The 20,440-nt window shown below is 37.1% G+C and carries 17 protein-coding genes; all 17 read left to right on the forward strand.

Annotated features, from left to right (window positions below):
- Window positions 1-12: 12 nt before the first annotated feature.
- The 17 genes from NTHER_RS07285 (at window position 13) to ltrA (ending at window position 20,284) form a co-directional block, all read left to right on the forward strand.
- The gene (locus tag NTHER_RS07285) at window positions 13-3,645 is read left to right on the forward strand and encodes a PolC-type DNA polymerase III (protein WP_012447896.1); all 3,633 of its coding nucleotides are present in this window, start codon (window positions 13-15) and stop codon (window positions 3,643-3,645) included.
- A 127-nt stretch (window positions 3,646-3,772) separates the two neighbouring features.
- Window positions 3,773-4,237 carry a ribosome maturation factor RimP gene (locus tag NTHER_RS07290; RefSeq protein WP_012447897.1) on the forward strand — a complete coding sequence of 155 codons (465 nt, stop codon included), beginning with the start codon at window positions 3,773-3,775 and terminating at the stop codon, window positions 4,235-4,237.
- 19 nt (window positions 4,238-4,256) lie between these two features.
- Window positions 4,257-5,399, forward strand: coding sequence for a transcription termination factor NusA (gene nusA / locus NTHER_RS07295; RefSeq protein ID WP_012447898.1), 1,143 nt, complete (start codon window positions 4,257-4,259; stop codon window positions 5,397-5,399).
- 49 nt (window positions 5,400-5,448) lie between these two features.
- Complete coding sequence (gene rnpM / locus NTHER_RS07300; protein ID WP_012447899.1) at window positions 5,449-5,724, forward strand: RNase P modulator RnpM; 276 nt, start codon at window positions 5,449-5,451, stop codon at window positions 5,722-5,724.
- Window positions 5,703-6,035 (forward strand): L7Ae/L30e/S12e/Gadd45 family ribosomal protein, encoded by a 333-nt coding sequence (locus NTHER_RS07305; RefSeq protein ID WP_052291959.1) that lies wholly within the window; start codon window positions 5,703-5,705, stop codon window positions 6,033-6,035. The genes rnpM and NTHER_RS07305 overlap by 22 nt, the downstream gene beginning before the upstream one ends.
- A 69-nt stretch (window positions 6,036-6,104) precedes the next feature.
- Window positions 6,105-8,126, forward strand: coding sequence for a translation initiation factor IF-2 (gene infB / locus NTHER_RS07310; protein ID WP_012447901.1), 2,022 nt, complete (start codon window positions 6,105-6,107; stop codon window positions 8,124-8,126).
- Between the two features lie 42 nt (window positions 8,127-8,168).
- Window positions 8,169-8,564, forward strand: coding sequence for a 30S ribosome-binding factor RbfA (gene rbfA, locus NTHER_RS07315; RefSeq protein WP_012447902.1), 396 nt, complete (start codon window positions 8,169-8,171; stop codon window positions 8,562-8,564).
- 3 nt (window positions 8,565-8,567) lie between these two features.
- Window positions 8,568-9,548 carry a DHH family phosphoesterase gene (locus NTHER_RS07320; RefSeq protein WP_012447903.1) on the forward strand — a complete coding sequence of 327 codons (981 nt, stop codon included), beginning with the start codon at window positions 8,568-8,570 and terminating at the stop codon, window positions 9,546-9,548.
- A gap of 33 nt (window positions 9,549-9,581) precedes the next feature.
- Window positions 9,582-10,481: a tRNA pseudouridine(55) synthase TruB gene (gene truB / locus NTHER_RS07325; protein ID WP_012447904.1), complete on the forward strand. Its 900-nt coding sequence runs from the start codon at window positions 9,582-9,584 to the stop codon at window positions 10,479-10,481.
- A gap of 12 nt (window positions 10,482-10,493) precedes the next feature.
- Window positions 10,494-11,444, forward strand: a complete 951-nt coding sequence (locus NTHER_RS07330; RefSeq protein ID WP_012447905.1) for a bifunctional riboflavin kinase/FAD synthetase — start codon at window positions 10,494-10,496, stop codon at window positions 11,442-11,444.
- Window positions 11,445-11,561: 117 nt separating this feature from the next.
- The gene (gene rpsO, locus NTHER_RS07335; RefSeq protein ID WP_012447906.1) at window positions 11,562-11,831 is read left to right on the forward strand and encodes a 30S ribosomal protein S15; all 270 of its coding nucleotides are present in this window, start codon (window positions 11,562-11,564) and stop codon (window positions 11,829-11,831) included.
- Window positions 11,832-11,907: 76 nt separating this feature from the next.
- Window positions 11,908-14,064, forward strand: coding sequence for a polyribonucleotide nucleotidyltransferase (pnp, locus tag NTHER_RS07340; protein WP_012447907.1), 2,157 nt, complete (start codon window positions 11,908-11,910; stop codon window positions 14,062-14,064).
- Between the two features lie 152 nt (window positions 14,065-14,216).
- On the forward strand, window positions 14,217-15,230 hold the full coding sequence (locus NTHER_RS07345; RefSeq protein WP_012447908.1) for a polysaccharide deacetylase family protein: 1,014 nt from the start codon (window positions 14,217-14,219) through the stop codon (window positions 15,228-15,230).
- Between the two features lie 33 nt (window positions 15,231-15,263).
- Entirely contained in the window at window positions 15,264-16,148 is an 885-nt protein-coding gene (locus NTHER_RS07350; protein ID WP_158438227.1) for a VanW family protein, read from the forward strand.
- Between the two features lie 61 nt (window positions 16,149-16,209).
- The gene (locus NTHER_RS07355; protein ID WP_012447910.1) at window positions 16,210-17,463 is read left to right on the forward strand and encodes a M16 family metallopeptidase; all 1,254 of its coding nucleotides are present in this window, start codon (window positions 16,210-16,212) and stop codon (window positions 17,461-17,463) included.
- A 238-nt stretch (window positions 17,464-17,701) separates the two neighbouring features.
- The gene (locus NTHER_RS07360; RefSeq protein ID WP_012447911.1) at window positions 17,702-18,199 is read left to right on the forward strand and encodes a general stress protein; all 498 of its coding nucleotides are present in this window, start codon (window positions 17,702-17,704) and stop codon (window positions 18,197-18,199) included.
- An 816-nt stretch (window positions 18,200-19,015) separates the two neighbouring features.
- Window positions 19,016-20,284 (forward strand): group II intron reverse transcriptase/maturase, encoded by a 1,269-nt coding sequence (ltrA, locus tag NTHER_RS07365; protein ID WP_012447437.1) that lies wholly within the window; start codon window positions 19,016-19,018, stop codon window positions 20,282-20,284.
- Window positions 20,285-20,440: the final 156 nt, after the last annotated feature.

Here is a 20,440-nt window from a genome sequence, read left to right on the forward strand (position 1 = left end):
GGGGAAGTTGCTATGGTTGCTCAGGAACTACGGGATAATACCCTAAAGGATTTTGTAAACAAATGTTTAGTAGATCAAAATAGAAATAGATGGATACTGTTACTAGACTCTCACTGTGACTACTCTTATCAAGAGTTTTATCAGATTTCGAATAACTTATTAAATCGAGTGACTTCATTAAAAGAAATCTGTTTTATTATACTAACCCAAAATAATGATGTAGGGGAGTTTTTAAAGAATAACAAGGATAATATCTTATTGTATTTAAATAAACATTACCCTTCCTTGTACAATTGTATCCATGATATTCAATTGAAAGAAGACAAAATCGAATTACATTTTAAGAACAAAGCTAATCTGGAACTTGCTCGAAAAAAGGGGCTTCCTGACTTAATTCAGGAGTTTTTTTACATAGGGCTTGAAAAAACTATTCCGGTAAAGTTAACAGACTTAAATATTAATGAAGTCTCCGATATAGAGGAAGAAAATGCAAAAATGATTACAGAGTTACAAAAAGAATACCAAGAATCTCAGAAGATGACTGCTAAGACCGGTCAAAAAAAGCAGAGTAGACAGGGGAATGGACAGGCCATTATGGGCCAAGTTATTAAAGATGAACCAATTAGTATTGCTGAAATCGTAGAAGAGGAACGGTCGGTTGTAGTTATGGGACAAGTTTTTGATTTTGAGACCCGAGAACTGAAAAGCGGACGAACTTTGGTTATTTTCAACATCACTGATTATAGTGATTCAATTGGTGTTAAATGTTTTCTCAATGAAAATCAAGAAGTACCTGATGGCTTAGAGGATAATCGTTGGCTTATAGTTCGAGGTTCTGTAAAAACTGATAGTTTCTCACAAGAATTGACTATATTTCCGAAAGATATCTGTCCCGCATCTAATCCCTATGAACGGGAAGACACAGCAGATGAGAAAAGAATAGAACTACACGCTCACACAAGGATGAGCACTTTAGATGCAACTTGTTCTGCAACAGAATTAGTTGAAACAGCTGCAGATTGGGGACATAAGGCAATAGCCATTACAGATCATGGGGTTGTCCAGTCTTTTCCGGAAGCCTTTGAAGCAGCTCAAGAAAAAGGAATCAAGGTACTCTACGGAGTTGAATGTTATCTAGTCGAGGATGAGGATAATTATAAAGATACTTCTTATCATTGTATTGTCATTGCCAAAAATAAGCAGGGATTACAGGATCTTTATAGATTAATTTCTGAATCTCATTTGTATTATTTTTATAGATTTCCCAGGATACCTAAAAAACGGTTATCCGAAGTTAGGGAAAATTTATTGATAGGTTCCGCCTGTGAAAGAGGGGAAGTAATCCAAGCTCTGTTAAATGGTAAGTCATCAGCAGAACTTGAAGAAATAGCAGGCTACTATGATTATTTGGAGATACAACCAGCTGGTAACAATGAATTTTTAATTAGAAAAGGCGTTTATGAATCACAAGAAGATTTGCATAATCTTATCAAAGAGGTTGTAAAGCTTGCTAGAAAAATAGATAAACCTTTTTGTGCAACTTCAGATGTCCACTTTTTACATCCCTGGGATAAAAACTATCGTAAAATCTTGATGGCTGGTCAAGGATTTGATGATTTATCTCAACCCCCTCTTTACATGAAAACAACCGATGAGATGTTAACAGAATTTGACTTTCTAGGAGAAGAAGATGCATATAAAGCAGTTATTGAATGTCCTGATCAGATTCAAAATCAGGTTGACGAACTTGTGCCAGTACCACAAGACTTATATACTCCTCATATTCCAGGAGCTGAGGATCAAATAACTGAGATGGCATATTCCAAAGCAAAGCAGTTATATGGAGAACCCTTGCCTGAAATTGTGAAAACCAGACTTGAGGAAGAACTTAAAAGTATTGTTGATCAAGGTTATGCGGTGATATACTTGATTAGTCATAAATTGGTAAAGAAATCATTGGAAGATGGCTATCTTGTTGGCTCTCGTGGGTCTGTTGGTTCTTCTCTAGTGGCTACCATGTGCGATATTACAGAGGTGAATCCATTACCACCCCATTACATGTGCCCTAATTGTCAGCACAGTGAATTTATCCAAGATGGTTCTGTGGGTTCTGGTGTTGACTTACGAGATAAAAATTGTCCCCACTGTAATACCGATATGAATAAAGATGGCTATGATATACCTTTTGCAGTATTTATGGGCTTTCACGGAGAAAAGGTTCCTGATATAGATCTTAACTTTTCTGGTGAATACCAACCCATCGCTCATGAGTACACAGAAGAATTATTTGGAAAAGAACATGTCTTTAAAGCGGGAACAATAGGTACAATAGCTGAAAAGACCGCCTTTGGTTTTGTAAAGGGTTATGTTAATGATAATGGAATCAACTGCCGACAATCGGAAGTTAATAGATTAGTTTCCGGTTGTACTGGTGTTAAACGAACTACTGGCCAACATCCTGGGGGATTGATGATAGTCCCAGAGGGTCATGATATACATGAATTTTGTCCAATACAGCGACCAGCTGATGATACTAAAACTGAAGTTATGACAACTCATTTTGATTATAATGCCATTAGTGATAGATTATTAAAACTAGATATTTTAGGGCATGATGTACCGACTATCATTTATATGCTGGAGAGTATTACTGGTTTAGACCCTCTTAAAATTAGATTAGATGATCCAGATACCATTAAAATATTCTCTAGTCCTGAGCCCTTAGGGGTTGGCCCTGAAGATATTGACTGTCAAGTTGGGACATTGGGTATACCCGAGTTTGGAACCAGATTTGTAAGGCAGATGCTTGAAGACACTAAACCCCAAACCTTTTCAGAACTAATCCGGATATCAGGACTTAGTCACGGTACCGACGTTTGGCTAAATAATGCCCAGGACATTATTGCTGAAGGCATTGCTGAGTTGGGAGACGTAATTTCTACTCGAGACGACATTATGGTATATCTCATGTATAAAGGTGTAGATAAAAAAGATGCCTTTACCATAATGGAAAAAGTTCGTAAGGGAAAAGGCCTATCCGATGAACTTAAAAATACTATGAAGGAAGCTGGAGTACCCGATTGGTATCTTGATTCATGCTTAAAGATTAAATATCTTTTTCCAAAAGCTCATGCCGTGGCGTATACTATGATGTCATTTAGGATAGCATATTACAAAGTTTTCTATCCCGAAGCCTTTTATGCTACTTTCTTTTCAGTAAAAACTGAAGATTTTAATTCGAACATGATTGTGAAAGGCTTGGATGCAGTAGACGAACAGATTAAATACGTGGAGGAACGAGGCGTTTCAGCTACTCCAAAAGAAAAGAGTGAATTGGTTGTGTTAGAAGTTGCTAGGGAAATGTTCCAGAGAGGGGTGCAAGTTTTACCGGTTTCCATTTATGAATCCGATAGCGAAAAATTCCAAGTTACACAAGATGGCTATTTAAGACCACCACTAATTACTATTCCTGGCTTGGGTTCTTCAGTGGCAAAACAGATTGTCAAGGCTAGAGAGGAACGTGAATTTTCTTCCAAGGAAGATTTACGCAAAAGGGGTGGTGTCTCAAAATCTGTCATAGAGCCCTTAGAAGAACATGGCTGTTTAAAAGATTTACCGGACACTGATCAATTAACCCTCTTTTAAAACAGCCCGTGAGTTGCACCCTGACTGCAAATATGATAGAATTACATTGAAATAGACGACAGGACTTTGTCAAGAGTGGGAGCAATCCCACTCTTTCATGTTATGGACAATTTTAGGAGGGAGCATAATGACACAACATGATAACATAAGTCAGATTGAAAACATAATTGAACCTGCAGTGCGTGATTTAGGGTACGATTTAGTAGATGTGGAATTGATAATGGAAAATCAGAAATGGGTTTTACGTGTATATATAGATCACGGAAAAGGCATTGGGCTAGATGACTGCGAGTTAGTAAGCAACAGTTTAGATCAATTATTAGACGAACATGACCCAATACCTCATAGCTATGTCCTGGAAGTCTCATCCCCAGGAGCAGAGCGACCACTAAAAAAGAAAAAAGATTTTGTGAACTTTGCAGGTAAAAAAGTTCAGATTAAGACCTATGTGAAACTTGATGGCCGTAAAAACTTTAAAGGGAAACTCCTGGGCTTAGAAGATGAACATGTTGTTCTTGAAACTTTCAATTCCGGCGAAGTTAAAATACCGCTGGATAAGATTGCGAAAGCTAATTTATTATTAGAGCTTTAAATATAGGGGGCGAGGAAAATTGAATCGAGAGTTTATTGAAGCCATAGAGGAGATAGAACGGGATAAAGGCATAAACAAAGATATTTTATTTGAAGCTATTGAAGCGGCATTGATATCAGCTTATAAGAGAAACTTTGATTCTGATAAAAACGTACGGGTGCATATGGAGAGAGAAACTGGCGATGTTAGGGTTTATCATCAAAAACAAGTGGTGGAAGAAGTAGAAAATCCTAAAGAACAAATTAGTTTAGAAGAAGCTCGCAAAATTTCACCAGGCTACGAGGTGGATGATCTCGTAGAAGAAGAAGTTACACCTAAAAATTTCGGAAGAATCGCGGCACAAACAGCTAAACAGGTAGTAATCCAGAGAATTAGGGAGGCAGAACGGGAACTTATTTATGAAGAATATGTCGACAAACAAGATGATATTATCAATGGTATCGTTCAAAGAATCGAACAAAAAAATGTAATTATAGATTTAGGCAAGGTTGAAGCAATTCTACCACCTCAAGAACAGATGGACACTGATGAGTACAATCAGGGTGATCGAATAAAAGCTTATGTAGTTGAAGTTAAGAAAACCACTAAAGAACCCCAAATTATTCTTTCCCGAACACATCCAGGTCTTATAAAACGATTACTGGAATTAGAAGTTCCGGAAATCTATGATGGAACTGTGGAAATTAAAGGGATTGCTCGAGAGGCTGGTTATCGGTCTAAAGTAGCAGTTTATTCACGTCATGAAGAAGTCGACCCTGTTGGGAGTTGCGTAGGTAACAAGGGAAGTAGAATTCAATCAATTGTTGATGAACTTAAAGGTGAAAATATTGATGTAATTACCTGGTCATCGGATCCTGTAGTATTTATTAGTAATTCGTTGAGTCCATCTAAAGTCCTTGAAGTTAAGGTGTTAGACGAACAAGATCAAAAAGCTAGAGTAGTTGTTCCAGATCATCAATTATCTCTAGCCATTGGTAAAGAAGGGCAAAATGCCAGGTTAGCAGCAAAATTGACTAATTGGAAGATAGATATCTTGAGCGAAAGTCAGTTAGCTGAAAAAGGTGAATCAAGTGTTGAAGTAGAAGACTTTGTAGAAGAGTCCGCATCTCCAGAAGAACCAGATAATCATGGAGACGAGACAAAAGATGGCGATGAAGGATAAATTAGAAATTGAATATTTATATTGAATAGACAATTTGGGGGGATTTTTTATGGCCCGCAAGAAGAAAATTCCCGTGAGAACGTGTCTTGGATGCCAAGAGAAACAATCCAAACGGGAGTTAGTTCGAATAGTGCGTACACCGGAAAGCGAAATCAAATTAGATCCTACCGGTAAAGCGAATGGAAGGGGTACATATGTTTGCCCCTCCGAAGATTGCCTGGAAAAGGCTCTAAAAAAAGATAAACTTAAAAAAGCATTAAATACTGGTGTCAGTGAGGAAGAAAAAGAAAAAATCCGAACTGAATGGGATCAATTTCAAAAATGATGAAAAATGATAATAAAGTAGGTCAACTCCTAGGCATTGCAAGAAAAAGTGGCCAAATTGCACTAGGAAGTAGAGAAACTTTGACAAAAGTTAGAGAGGGGCATTGCGTCCTGGTGATTGTGGCTGAAGATGCCGGTTTTAGAACTAAAAAAATGTTGACAGACAAATGTACTCATTACTCTGTTACATTTAAAATTTGGGGTTGTAGTAATGAACTGGCAAAATACTTGGGAAAATCTCGAGTAAGTGTTGTAGGAATCAATAATAAAGGTATGGCTAATAAACTTCTCAGTCTTCTGAACGACAATTAGCTGTGGCCACCCCTTATTCTAAAACTATGACAACGCTTGAGGAGGGCATTAAAATGGAGGTGTCTTAATATGGAAAAAATAAGAGTATATCAATTAGCTAAAGAAATTGGACTAGAAAGCAAGGAACTAGTGACGACTTTACAGGAATTGGATATATCTGTAAAGAATCATATGAGTACTCTTAGTGAAGAAGAAGCTGATACAGTTAGAGAATTGTATACAGAATCATCTGCAAAAGATGAAGATAACAAAGATGAAACATCACAACAACAAGATGAAAAACAAGAGGATAAGAAAGAACAGGGTACTACAACAGATAAACCTTTAGTAGCTCCACCTATTACAGTCGGAGAATTGGCAGAGCAAATAGGTGTAGAATCAACGAGTATAATCACCAAATTAATTAGTAAGGGTGTAATGGCTAATATTAATCAAAATTTAGAAGAAGATTCTTTAGAGTACCTTGCACAAGAGTTCGATTTTGTAGTAACACAAGAAGAACCTGAGGAAGATGAAAAGTCTGAAGAAGATAGAATCATTGAACAAATAAGAAGTGAAGAACCAAAAGGAGAACCACTTGAAAGAGCTCCTGTTGTTACAGTTATGGGGCATGTTGATCACGGTAAGACATCAATATTGGACTCTATTAGAAAAACGAAAAGTATAGAAAAAGAAGCGGGAGGAATAACACAGCATATAGGTGCTTCTCGTGTTCTTTATAATGATAAAACCGTTGTGTTTTTGGACACTCCAGGGCACGAGGCTTTTACTGAAATGAGGGCCCGTGGTGCTCATGTTACCGATATAGCTATCTTAGTGGTAGCAGCAGATGATGGTGTTATGCCTCAAACAGTAGAAGCAATCAATCACGCCAAGTCTGCCGGAGTCCCTATCATTGTTGCGATAAATAAAACTGATAAGCCAGATGCAAATCCGGATAGAGTTAAACAAGAACTTACTGAATACAACTTGGTTACCGAAGAATGGGGTGGTGACACTATCTGCGTTTCAGTAAGTGCTGTTCAAAATGAAGGTATAGATGAGCTCTTGGAAATGGTTCAGTTAGTAGCAGAAATGAATGAATTGACTTCTTATCCGCAAAATACTGGTAAAGGAACGGTAATTGAAGCAAAACTGGATAAAGGTAGAGGTCCAGTAGCTACAGTATTAGTTGAGGACGGCACCTTAAAAGTAGGGGACAGTGTTTTATGTGGTAGTACTTTCGGAAATATCAGAGCAATGGTAGATGATCGAGGTAAACGCTTAAAACAAGCTAATCCTGTAACACCTGTAGAAATTTTGGGACTAGAAAACATTCCTGAAGCTGGTGATGAATTCCAGGTTGTACCAGATGAAAAAATGGCTAGAGAGATTGCCAAGAAAAAGCAGGAAAAAGAAAGGGAAGAAAAGTTAAAACGTTCCCAGTCTGTATCGTTAGATAATTTATTTGATCAGATTAAAGAAGGTGAACAAAAGGAATTAAATATAATTGTCAAAGGCGATGTAAGAGGGTCAGTTGAGGCTTTGAGAGAAAGTCTTTTAAAACTAAATGATAATGAACACGAAATCAAGGTGAATGTTATTCATGCAGGTGTAGGTACTGTTTCAGAAAGTGATATTATGCTAGCAGTAGCTTCCAATGCTATTATTATAGGTTTTAATGTCAGACCTGATCCAAATGCCAGAAAAGCTGCTGAACGCGAACAAATTGACATGAGGGTTTATCGAGTGATTTACGAAGCTATAGAAGATGTGAAAGCTGCTATGGCGGGCTTGTTAGATCCAGAATATAAAGAAGTTGTTCAAGGGCAAATAGAGGTAAGGCAATTATTCAAGGTATCTAGAATAGGTACCATTGCGGGTTGTTATGTTACCGATGGTTATATTAGAAATAATTCTTATATCAGAGTGATTCGTGATGGAAGAGTTATCCATGAAGGTAATATTAAGAATTTAAAACGATTTCAAGATGATGTCAAAGAAGTACAACAAGGTTACGAATGTGGAATACTATTAGAGAAATTTAACGATCTAAAAGAAGGAGATATTTTTGAAGCTTATACCTATGAAGAAATTTCTCCAGACGTTTAAAGCTTAGTTAGTTCACTATGAAAATAGATGGATGGTGGTATTATGAGCGGAATGAGAAAAGAAAAATTGCAAGAAGAACTTAAAAAAATTATTAGTGATATTTTACAACGAGAGGTTAAAGATCCCTCAGTTGGTTTTGTGACAGTGACTTCAGTAGATCTGTCAGGAGATCTCAGGCATGCCAAAGTTTTTGTGAGTATACTTGGCGAAAAAGAAAATCAACAGGATTCTTTGCGTGGACTGGAAAAGGCAACAGGATTTATTAGATCCGAGTTAGGAAAAAGGGTTCGCTTGCGACATGTCCCGGAAATTGTGTTTAAATTTGATGAATCCATAGAGCATGGTGATCACATCAATAAATTGCTAAAACAAATGAACCTTGGCGAGGATAATGAGGATAATGAAGACAAGGAAAACAATGATCCTGGAGAGGAATAACCTATGTATGAATCTATTAATCAATTAAATGAAGTTATTAAAACTAACAATAAATTTATCATTACATGTCATGAAAACCCTGATGGGGATGCTTTAGGTGCGAGTAATGCCCTGGCTTTTATTCTACAAAGTTTAAATAAAGACACTCTTGTGATTTACCCGGAAGACATTCCAAAACAGTATCAGTTCTTAGATAGACCGGAAAAATGGGCTATTCTGAACGAAGATTACATGGACGGGGAGCAGAAAATCACCGGTGATGTCGTAATAACTCTTGATTCCAGTTCTGTAGATAGGGTAGAGAGAGTTGTTAACCGGGTGAATCACAATGTCCTTGTCAATATTGATCATCATCAAACTAACACACTCTATGGTGACTTGAATTTAGTGGACTCTCAATCTAGTTCTACTTGTGAATTTTTACTGGAAATTCTTAATTTTTTTCAACAAAAACTAAATTTGAGCATAGCAAAGAACCTATATACAGGTATTTTTACGGATACAGGTTCTTTTAACTATGAAAATGTTTCGCAAACAACTTTTGATGCTGCCAAGCAGTTGATAAGCTATGGTGTTAAACCTTATGAGATATCAAGGGAAATTCACGAGAAAATGTCCTTAAATCTATTTCACTTTATGAGAGAAGTCTTAAATGACCTTAAATTGACCCGGGATCAAAAAATTGGTTGGATAGTTTGTAGTCGTCGTTTAATTTCTAAATATGATATTCTAGATAGTGAGCTCGAAGGGCTTATTAATCATGTTAGAGTACTAGAGCCGGTTGAGTTTGCTGTGATTTTTAAAGAAACTAGGGAAGGTTTGACTAAAGTAGGCTTTAGATCTAAAACCAAGGACGTTTCACGAGTAGCTTCAGAATTAGGTGGTGGAGGTCACGCCAGAGCAGCAGGATGTTTATTAGAGATGGATCCAAATAAATCAGTAGAATTAGTAATTTCTAAGCTAAAAACCGAGCTAGAGCTTTGAAAATAAAAAAAAGTGTTTAAGGGGAGATTACTTTTGCTAGGATTCCTTACTGTTTGTAAAACCCCGGGCTATACTTCTCATGATGTAGTTCAATATTTAAGGAAAAATTATCAAGTAAAAAAAGTAGGGCATTTGGGTACTTTAGATCCAGGAGCTGTAGGTGTGCTACCTCTTGCCTTGGGGAAAGCTACGCGCTTTTCTCAATATATATTATCCCAGGACAAGAAGTATAGATTTGAGTTAACTTTAGGTGAAGCTACTGATACTTTGGACGCCCAAGGTAAAACAATTGAAAAAGATGAAGTCCAGAATACTCATATTGAAAATTTAAAAAACAAGTATCAAGAGCTTATCGGAAATATAAATCAGGTTCCACCAATGTATTCTGCAATTAAACAAAAAGGCAAAAAACTTTATGAACTAGCTCGAGAAGGGAAAGAGGTTGAACGAACCCCTAGACAAGTCACGATTCACTCTTTAAACTTAGTCGATATTTATGAACACCAGGGAAAACATAGATTTCTTTTTGATGTTCATTGTTCAAAGGGAACTTACATTAGAACTTTAGCAGAAGACTTGGCTAAGCTGTCAGGAACCGTGGGGTATATGTCTTTTTTAATCAGAACAGCTACAGGCATATTTAATTTAGATGATGCCATATTTCCTCAAGAGCTCCCTGAACAAAAAACTGATCTGGGCATTCATTTATTTCCTGTGGATTATCCCTTGTCAGATATCCCCTCTCTGGTTTTAAAAGAATCTCAGCAATTGAAACGGTTTAAAAATGGAAACTTTGTTAATACTGCAGTTATAGCTGAATCAGGAGAACTTTATAGGATATATGAAGAAGATAGCTCAGGTGATAATTTATTTTTAGGATTAGGTAAAATCACGTCCAGTAATACTTTAAAACCTGAAAAAATTATAGCTTAATAGGTGATAATTGTGAAATTAATAAGCGACTTTAACTTAACTAAAGATAATAAAACTAAGAAATTATGGTTAAGCCTGGGTAATTTTGATGGAGTGCATATTGCACATCAAAAGATTTTACGTGATACAGTCAAAAAAGCTGAAAAATACGATTTTACCCCAGGTATATTACTTCTTGAACCTCATCCCGAGATAAAATTCCATAATAAATCTAATTTTTTATTAACAACCTTGGAAGAGAAAATAAATAAAATATCTAGTTTAGGTATTCAAGTGGGAGTTCTGAAAGAATTTGACAGGGAATTTGCCGAACTTTCTCCACGGGAATATTCTAAATGGTTGTGCGATAAATTACGTGTTCAGGGAGTTTCTGTAGGATTTGATTATAGTTTTGGACAAAAAGGAATGGGTTCTCCTAGTGACTTACAAGATTTTGGGAAACAATTAGGTTTTGAAGTTTCTGTTATAGAACCGATAAAAATTGATGGAGCTATCATAGTGAGTAGTCAATTGTGTCGAAAATATATTAGAGAAGGACATATTAATAAAGCTAATCAAATGTTGAGTTCGCCTTATACGATTTCTGGTACAGTAACAAAGGGTGCGGGACGAGGTGCTAATCTTGGTTTTCCTACAGCTAATATAAAAATACCTAAACATAAAATAATTCCCCGCCTGGGTGTTTATTTAGTTAGAGTTGAGGTAAACCAGAATAAATATTGGGGCGTATGTAATGTCGGTAATAAACCCACTTTTAGTGGGGAAGAATTAATGGCTGAAACTTTCCTACTGGATAACAAACAGGACTTGTATAATGAAGAACTTACTGTTTCCTTTTTAGATTTTATCAGGGATGAACGAAAGTTTTTAGATAGTAATACTTTAGTTAGTCAAGTTAATCGAGATATAAAAATGGCTCGCGATATAATTGCAAATTTAGAAAGCAAGGGCAATTATCAGTGATTCTTTACATATCCTAGGGGGTATGTTAGAATCTAAAATGCAACCAAAGCTCGGAATAGCGTTCCTCCGGCGTATTCTTGGCTTTGGGGCTAAAAAATATGAGGAGGTGAAAGATTAATGCCATTAAGCAAAGAGCAAAAGCAAGAAGTTATGGAAAAGTACAAACTACACGAACATGATACTGGTTCGCCTGAGGTACAAATTGCAATCTTGACTGAAAAAATTAAGCAATTGAATGAACACCTAAAAACTCACCAGCAGGATCATGCTTCTAGAAGAGGACTATTGAAGATGGTCGGTAAACGCAGGGGGCTTTTAAATTACTTAAAGAGCAATTCTGCTGATAGGTACTTGGAACTGATCAAAAAGTTAGGATTAAGAAAATAATCTGGTTCATACTAAGCGGGGGAGACCCCGCTTTTATTTGAATTCAAAAAAAATTAAATAAAGGAGGGAAAAACATATGCCAACAACTGTTTCAGAAGAAATAGCAGGATATCAGCTCACCCTTGAGACAGGGGAATTAGCTAAACAGGCTAATGGTGCTGTTAAAGTTCAGTACGGCAATACAGTAGTGCTGGTAACTGCTACTGCTTCAAAAGAACCAAAAGATGATTTGAATTTCTTTCCACTAACAGTGGATTACGAAGAAAGACTTTACGCTGTTGGAAAGATACCCGGTGGTTTTATTAAACGTGAAGGTAAGCCTACGGAAAAGGCAACTCTAACTGCTAGATTAACTGACCGACCAATTCGTCCATTATTCCCTGATGGATTTAGAAATCCTGTTCACATAGTCAGTACAGTCTTGAGTGTAGATCAAAACTGCCCCCCTGAAATTGCCAGCATAATCGGAGCTTCTGCTGCCCTGTCAATTTCGGACATTCCCTTTGACGGACCTATAGCATCAGTCAAGGTTGGAAAAGTTAATGATGAAATTGTGGTCACACCAGATGTGGATGAACACGAAGAAAGTCAACTTGACTTGGTAGTAGCCGGAACTAAGGATGCCATTATGATGGTTGAAGCCGAAGCCAACGAGTTACCCGAAGATGAAATGTTAGAAGCAATTATGAAAGCTCATGAAGAAATCAAAAAGATAATTACCATGCAAGAGCAGCTAGTAGAACAAGTTGGCCAGAAAAAGATGGAAGTCGAGCTAGACCTTCCTAGTGACGAACTTGTTTCCGAAGTAGAAGAACTTGCCCTGGAAGATATTGAGAAAGTTCTACAAATAAAGGATAAACTAGAACGTGAAGATGCTATGGATGAAGCAAAACAAAAAGTCGTTGATCACTTATTGGAGAAATACAACTCTGAAGAGAATGAAGACGAAGAAGAGGAACTCAAAGAAAAGCATATTAAAAGCGCTTTTGATTCGATACTGAAACGAGAAATGCGCTCACGTATCATTCATGAAAATTCAAGGCCTGATGGAAGAGGTCAAAAAGAAATTCGACCTGTAACTTGTGATGTAGATTTACTACCTAACACTCATGGTTCTGGACTATTTACTAGAGGTCAAACTCAAGTTTTAAATGTGTGTACATTAGGAGCTTTAGGTGATGTACAAATACTTGATGGATTGGATATTGAAGAGTCCAAACGTTATATGCATCACTACAACTTCCCACCATATAGTGTAGGAGAAGCTGGCTTTATGAAAGGTCCTGGAAGACGTGAAATTGGTCATGGTGCCTTAGCAGAACGAGCCTTAAAGCCAATGATACCTACCGAAAAAGACTTCCCTTACACTATAAGATTAGTAAGTGAAGTTTTGGAATCCAATGGGTCCACCTCCATGGGGAGTGTTTGTGCTAGTTCCTTGTCATTGATGGATGCAGGAGTACCAATAGAAAAAGCTGTTTCAGGGATTGCCATGGGATTAATTAAAGAAGGTGACCAGTTGGCAATTCTAAGCGATATTCAGGGGATTGAAGACTTTCTAGGAGATATGGACTTTAAAGTAGCAGGTACTGAAGATGGAATTACAGCACTCCAAATGGATATCAAGATCTCTGGTACTACAAGAGAGATTTTAAAACAGGCATTGAAACAGGGTAAAGATGGATATCTGCACATTTTAAACATAATGAAACAAACAATCAGTGAACCGAGAGAAGAATTATCTCCTCTAGCCCCCAGGGTTATTAAAAAGCAGATTGATCCAGACAAGATTAGAAATGTCATCGGTCCTGGTGGTAAAATGATCAATAAGATCATTGATGAAACAGGAGTAAAAATCGACATCGAGCCCGATGGATTAATTTACATTTCTTCTTCAGATGCAGAACAAGCGGAACAGGCAATTAAAGCAATAGACGAATTAATTAAAGAACCTGAAGTTGGTGAAGTTTATCTCGGAAAAGTAGTTCGAACTGAAAAGTACGGTGCTTTTGTTGAGATACTACCAGGTAAAGAAGGTTTGGTGCATATTTCCGAGCTTGCTGAAGACAGGGTCGGGAAAACGGAGGATGTAGCCAAAGTTGGAGATGAAATTCTGGTTAAAATAATTAACATCGACGAGCGAGGACGTATAAACTTGTCAAGAAAGCAAGCCCTCGGGGAAGAAGATGGAAAAACGAATAATGATGATAAAAAATCTACTAAAAAAACATAAACCCCACGGGTTTATGTTTTTTATTTTGATCTAAAAAGAAAATCATTTTACGACATAAAAATAACTTAAACTCAGAATAGTGATAATAATAATACATATATATAGATTGAGCATGTTTCAAATCTCCTTTTTGAGGAGGTTTTTTACTGTAAATGTTTAATAAAATTTCTTTTAAAGTTTTAAAAATGAAAAAATTTTTTGTACTTGGTCTAATAGTCCTTATAGTATTACTGGCATTATTAGTAATAGCTTATGACGGTATTGATGTCGATTTATCTACAAAAGATGCTCAACGTGTTAACCCAGGAGTGGAGTTTTTAGGAGAAGATTTAAGTGACCTGACAAAGGAAGAGGTATTTACAATAGTATCTAAATACCAAGAAGATTTGTATCAAGAAGGTGAAGATGCCTACCTGGACCCGGTTACCAAGGGGGTTATCCCTGGATTGCCTGGAAAAGAACTAGATGTAGAGAATACTGTAGAAAACATTATGCTGGCAGACAGTGAAACAACTGTACCACCTCAATTGAGCACAATTCCTCCAGATAAAACTATTCAAGATTATCAAGATGCTCCTATTTATCAGGGAAATCCCAAAAAAGATTATGCTGCTTTTATCTGCAATGTAGCATGGGGAACAGAATATATCGATGAGCTATTAAACTTATTAGAGGAACATCAAGTCAGGATTTCTTTTTTCTTAGAAGGACGCTGGGCTGCCAATAATCCAGATAAAGTTGAACAAATACATGAATACGGGCATGAGATCGGTAATCACGGTTACAGTCATTATATGATGAGTGATTTAAATAGAGATAAGATTAGAGAAGAAATTGAAAAAACTAATCAGGAAATTTCTGAAATAACTGGCACAAAAGCTGAACTATTTGGCCCACCTGCAGGTGACTTTGATGAAGATGTTTTACGCGTTGCTAGTAATTTAGATATGTATACAATTCTTTGGTCCCTTGATACCATCGATTGGAAAGAACCTGGGGTAGATTATATGACGGATAAAATTTTAAACAATATCCATCCTGGTGCCATTATATTAATGCACCCAACTGAGGATACCGTTACAGCACTAGATGAAATTCTCACAGGATTGGAATCAAAAGAATATGAGGTGTTACCTGTATCTCAATTGATTAAAAACTATCAATAATTTTGCTTGAAGGTGGCGATATCTGGGATGTCTTTGAAAGGCAAACTAGGGATAATTGGAATATTAGTTTTAATTTTGATTATTATTCAAGTTCAATTTGATATAGTTGATGATATCAGGCGGTATTTTGTTGGAGTAGAAAAAGATGTATATCTTGAAGAAAAAGATATCGGAAGATGGTATAAACATGAAGTTGAAAAATACGTTGAAGAGTTGGCAGAACAAGAATATGAGCCCTACCGAGACGCCTATTTCGATCCGGAAACCGATGAGATAGTTCCAGAAAAATTAGGTAAAAAAGTCTTGATAAAGGAAACTGTAGAGAAAGCCATGGAAGCACCTCCCGAGTCTAAAGTAGAAGTTAAGTATTTGCCATTATATCCTTTAATAACAAAAGAGTTCTTATCATCTATAGATGAACCCATGGCTAGCTTTGCAACTGGTCTAGGAGGCGGTGGTGGAGAAGGTAGAATTACAAATATAGAGATATCATCCCAAGATGTTAACAATACTTTGCTATTTCCGGGTCAAATTTTTTCTTTTAACAGAGCGACTCTACCGAGAACCTGGGAAAGAGGCTATAGATATGCACCAATTTTGGTAAATGATACTGCTATGGGTATAGGTGGGGGAGTTTGTCAGGTATCGAGCACAATTTACAATGTAGCCTTGGAAGCAGATCTAGAAATTGTTGAAAGGCATCCTCATGGAAGTCCCGTAGACTACGTACCACCAGGTCGAGATGCTACAGTGGCCGGAGATTATCTAGACTTAAAGTTTAAAAATGATACTGAGCATGTCTTGCTTTTAACAGCTCATGTTAGCCAGGGATTGGTAAAAGTTGATTTATACAAATCTCAAGAACCTTTTGCGTTAACTGTAATGAGACCTGTCCCCCTTGCTTTTAATAACAATTAATAATAAAATTACTATATTGGGAACCAATTTAGCCTTAGTTTATAAAGCGAGGGGGATCATAATGTTTGAAAAACACACTTTACCAAACGGATTAAGAATTGTAGCTGAACCCATGGAAAGTGTCAGATCAGTAACTGTAGGTATTTGGATCAAAAGTGGCAGTAGATTTGAAAATCTTTCCCAGCAAGGGATTTCTCACTTATTAGAACATATGTTATTCAAAGGTACTGACTCGAGAACCGCTCAAGATATTGCGGAGGAAATTGATAGTATTGGTGGGCATATAAATGCATTTACTAGTAAAGAGTATACCTGTATTTATATAAAAGTCATTGATAGTCACTTTGAAACTGCTCTTGCCATATTAGCCGATATGTTTTTTAATTCCAAATTTGACCAAGAAGATTTAGAAAAAGAAAAGCAGGTAATTTTTGAGGAATTAAAAATGTACGAAGATACACCGGATGAATATGTACATGACCTGTTAATCCAATCATGTTATGGAGAACATGAATTAGCTCACAATATTTTGGGTGATAGGGAATCAGTAAGTAATTTGAGTTCTGAAGCATTAATTAATCATCATAAAAGATATTTTACCCCAGAAAAAACAGTTATTTCAGTTAGTGGTAATGTTTCTATGGATAATGTAGTCGAAACAGCCACTAAATATTTTGGAAGCTTTGTAAATATAAACAATAATGACAATCACCCTCTTCGGGGACCTTCTTATTATACAGATAGCATTGTAAAAGGGAAAGATACAGAACAAGTTCATTTTTGTCTAGCTTTTCCCGGTCTCAGTGTAGAAAATTCTCAATTATATCATTTAGGGCTGTTAAATAATATTTTGGGAGGTAGCATGAGTTCTAAATTTTTTCAAGAAATAAGGGAAAAGCGTGGCTTATGTTATTCAGTGTATTCTTATTACTTAAACTTTACCGACTCTGGGTTATTTGTAATTTATGCCGGTTTTAGTCAGGACAATTTTAACGAAACCTATGATTTAATATGGAGCATATTAGATGAAATTAAACAAGGATCTATCACCGATGAAGAGCTCAACAGATCCAAAGAACAAGTTAAAGGTAATATATTAATGGGCTTAGAAAGTACAAGCAATAGAATGGCTCGATTAGGCCGTGATGAATTATTAAAAGGGGAAATTCTAACTTATGAGCAGATAATCGAAAAAATTGAAAATATAACAAAGGAAGATTTGTTGAAACTTGCTCAAGATCTATTTCAAAAGAATCAAATGTCTTCAGCAGTAATTGGGCCCATGAGTGAAGAAGAAGTTCATTCAATTGTATAACTGAGATATTTTAAGATACTTTATCAGCAGTCGGTACAAATACCGGCTGCTTTTATTATTTTTTGCGCTATTATACTTCGTTGGTCAAATAACAGGATGTTATTTGCTGATCATGTTCAGGGATGAACAGTCTATCAACATACAACTTTAACACAGCCTTGTTTTTAGTATAAATATATAACAAGTGGATCATGCTAAGGAAGGCTAGTAAAAAAGAACCAAAAGGAGGAAAATAGATATGTCTAAAACAGTAGTTGGAGTTTTTACCACAACAGATAGTGCTGAATCTTGTATAAGTTCAATGCGAGAAAGAGGTTTTGGAGATAATGAAATTTCCCTAGTGGCAAAGGATGAGCGCCAAGGTGGAGGCGACCAAGATGAAAATGTAACGATGAGTTATGATGATCAAAGTGTTGGTGATGGCACTGCCACAGGAGGAGTTCTAGGCGGTTTGGCAGGCCTGTTAGCAGGTGTCGGAGCACTGGTGGTGCCCGGACTAGGTCCGATTATTGCAGCAGGCCCTATTGCTGGCGTTTTAACAGGTGCTGTCACCGGTGGTGTAGCAGGAGGTTTGATTGATTACGGTATTCCTGAACAGCGAGGAGAATTTTATGAATCTCGTGTAGAAGAAGGAGATGTGCTTGTTTTAATTAGTACTGGCGATGAGAAAGCCGATGAAGCAGAAAGTATTATGAATGAATATGGTGCTGAAGAAGTAGAGTCACATTCCCAGTAAGAATTAACAGAAGTAAGCACAAAAAAAATTTCATTTCACACAATACCCGGTTTGCCAAAACAAAGGCATACCGGGTATTTGTTTGCCCGGCATGCCTGCCGCGCCGATGGGTTGAAAGAAACCCTGTCACCTAACCAGCAGGAAGACAACCATAAGGCAAGGGCGTCACCGGTGACGGTGGAGTCTGAAGGAAGCTGAAGGGGGAATTTGGAACATAGTGAGAACAAACCGAGGATGGCCTTTTAGGTGGGTAACCTTGCAAATTATGGGAAAGCCCGAAAGCTGGATAACCTAAAAGGTTAGGACGGATGCGTTCAAATTCAGGCAAGCAGACTTAACCGGGGAGATACCTGTATTGTCTTGTGACGACAAGTAAAGTTAAGACAAGTGGAAACATGAGTTTTAACTAAAGCAGTGCAGGAGGCAGATGAACCCGTAGTAGTGAAGAACTTTCGGCCAAAGAAAGCTGGTAACAGTCTGGAGGATAAAACCGAAAGGACACTACACCTGGTTGTAGTGGTGCATAATGACCGAAAGGGAATTATGTAGTGTGAAGGGGTGAAAGTAGACCAAAGAGTGTAGCAAGAACTCGAGTAGACACTTTAGGTAGGAAGAAAACTGAAGCTGAAATGCTAAAGGGAACGGAAAGTCAGGTGGTGACGAGCTTACTTGCTTTACCGTCCGCCTAGTGGAAGTAGAGCGTACCCTGATAGGTAAGATTGCCAAAGAGCTAGAGACACCGTTAAGCACGTTCAAAGAAACCACAACTAAAAGTGTAGAAAGAGGGAAGGCACACAGCGAAAGAAGGTGCAATTGATGAAGAAATGGTACAGTTTAATAGACAAGATTTATTCCAAAAAGAATCTAGAAGACGCCTACCGCAGGGTCAGAGCTAACAAAGGTAAACCCGGCATAGACCAGGTAACCGTGGAGGCTTATGGCTCCAACCTAGAAGAAAATCTGGAAACCCTTCATCATGACCTTAAAATTGGCGCATACAAACCACAACCTGTGAGGCGAGTTAAGATACCCAAACCAGATGGAAGTACTCGCCCATTAGGGATTCCAACCGTAAAAGACAGGGTAGTCCAACAAGCAACGTTAAATATACTTCAACCGATTTTTGATCCAGACTTCCACCCGTCAAGCTACGGATACAGGCCTAATCGCTCATGTCACAAAGCAATAGCTAAATCAGAACAGTTCATTAATAAATACAATCTAAGACATGTAGTAGATATGGACCTATCTAAATGCTTTGATAAATTAAACCATGAGTTGATTATCGAAGAAGTAGCCAAGAAAGTTAGTGATGGAAGTGTTCTCAAATTAATAAAGAAATTTTTGAAGTCCGGAGTAATGGAAGATGGAGCCATAGAAGACACAGAAATAGGGAGCCCTCAAGGTGGAGTGATTTCACCACTACTAACCAACATTTACCTAGACAGATTTGATAAAGAAATGAAGAGTCGCAATATCCGAATAGTAAGATATGCCGATGATATTTTAATATTCGCCTACACACCAAGACAAGCGAAAAGATATAAAGATATAGCTACTGAAATATTAGAAGACGAATTAAAACTAACAGTTAATAAAGAGAAAACTCACATAACAAATGACCGCAAAGGTGTTCCCTACCTAGGAGTTATCATAAGGAGTCAAAACATATCCATCCAGCCTGAAAAGATACAGAAATTCAAAGAAAAAGTCAGAACTCTTACACCAAGAAATCATGGTAGAAATCTATCCGAAATCATAAAAGAGCTAAATCCAGTATTAAGAGGATGGGCAAATTACTTCCGAATAGCCAATTGTAAGAAACAATTTGAGAACTTAATGAAATGGATTAGAAGAAGACTTAGGATGAAGAAAATGCGAGAATGGAAAAGTTGGAAACAACTACACAAAACTCTTCGCAGAAAAGGCTACAAAGGGGAATTTGAGAAAATCTCCATGAATAAATGGAGAAACTCATCAAGTCCTCTCATAAGTTTAGCACTACCCAATAAGTGGTTTGACGAGATAGGTCTAATTAATATTAGTACCTATCAAGTTGGTATTTTGCATCACTTTAGAAAGTGATCGAGGTCTACTAGGAGCCGTGTACGTGGCCCGTAAGCACGGTTCTGTGAGAGGAACGAAGCCACAGCTAATTACTGTGGCTTCTACCTACTCGATTTTATCACGACATAATATGTTTAGACATATCATATATTGAAAATCATCAAGATGTTTTAA

It is taken from the genome of Natranaerobius thermophilus JW/NM-WN-LF (assembly GCF_000020005.1).
GTDB lineage: Bacteria > Bacillota > Natranaerobiia > Natranaerobiales > Natranaerobiaceae > Natranaerobius > Natranaerobius thermophilus.

Bases quoted from the DNA above. Each gene is read 5' to 3' on its own strand.
- NTHER_RS07285 (WP_012447896.1), top strand. From the start codon at position 13: ATGGTTGCTCAGGAACTACGGGATAATACCCTAAAGGATTTTGTAAAC.
- NTHER_RS07290 (WP_012447897.1), top strand. From the start codon at position 3,773: ATGACACAACATGATAACATAAGTCAGATTGAAAACATAATTGAACCT.
- rnpM (WP_012447899.1), top strand. From the start codon at position 5,449: ATGGCCCGCAAGAAGAAAATTCCCGTGAGAACGTGTCTTGGATGCCAA.
- NTHER_RS07305 (WP_052291959.1), top strand. From the start codon at position 5,703: ATGGGATCAATTTCAAAAATGATGAAAAATGATAATAAAGTAGGTCAA.
- infB (WP_012447901.1), top strand. From the start codon at position 6,105: ATGGAAAAAATAAGAGTATATCAATTAGCTAAAGAAATTGGACTAGAA.
- rbfA (WP_012447902.1), top strand. From the start codon at position 8,169: ATGAGCGGAATGAGAAAAGAAAAATTGCAAGAAGAACTTAAAAAAATT.
- NTHER_RS07320 (WP_012447903.1), top strand. From the start codon at position 8,568: ATGTATGAATCTATTAATCAATTAAATGAAGTTATTAAAACTAACAAT.
- rpsO (WP_012447906.1), top strand. From the start codon at position 11,562: ATGCCATTAAGCAAAGAGCAAAAGCAAGAAGTTATGGAAAAGTACAAA.
- pnp (WP_012447907.1), top strand. From the start codon at position 11,908: ATGCCAACAACTGTTTCAGAAGAAATAGCAGGATATCAGCTCACCCTT.
- NTHER_RS07345 (WP_012447908.1), top strand. From the start codon at position 14,217: ATGTTTAATAAAATTTCTTTTAAAGTTTTAAAAATGAAAAAATTTTTT.
- NTHER_RS07355 (WP_012447910.1), top strand. From the start codon at position 16,210: ATGTTTGAAAAACACACTTTACCAAACGGATTAAGAATTGTAGCTGAA.
- NTHER_RS07360 (WP_012447911.1), top strand. From the start codon at position 17,702: ATGTCTAAAACAGTAGTTGGAGTTTTTACCACAACAGATAGTGCTGAA.
- ltrA (WP_012447437.1), top strand. From the start codon at position 19,016: ATGAAGAAATGGTACAGTTTAATAGACAAGATTTATTCCAAAAAGAAT.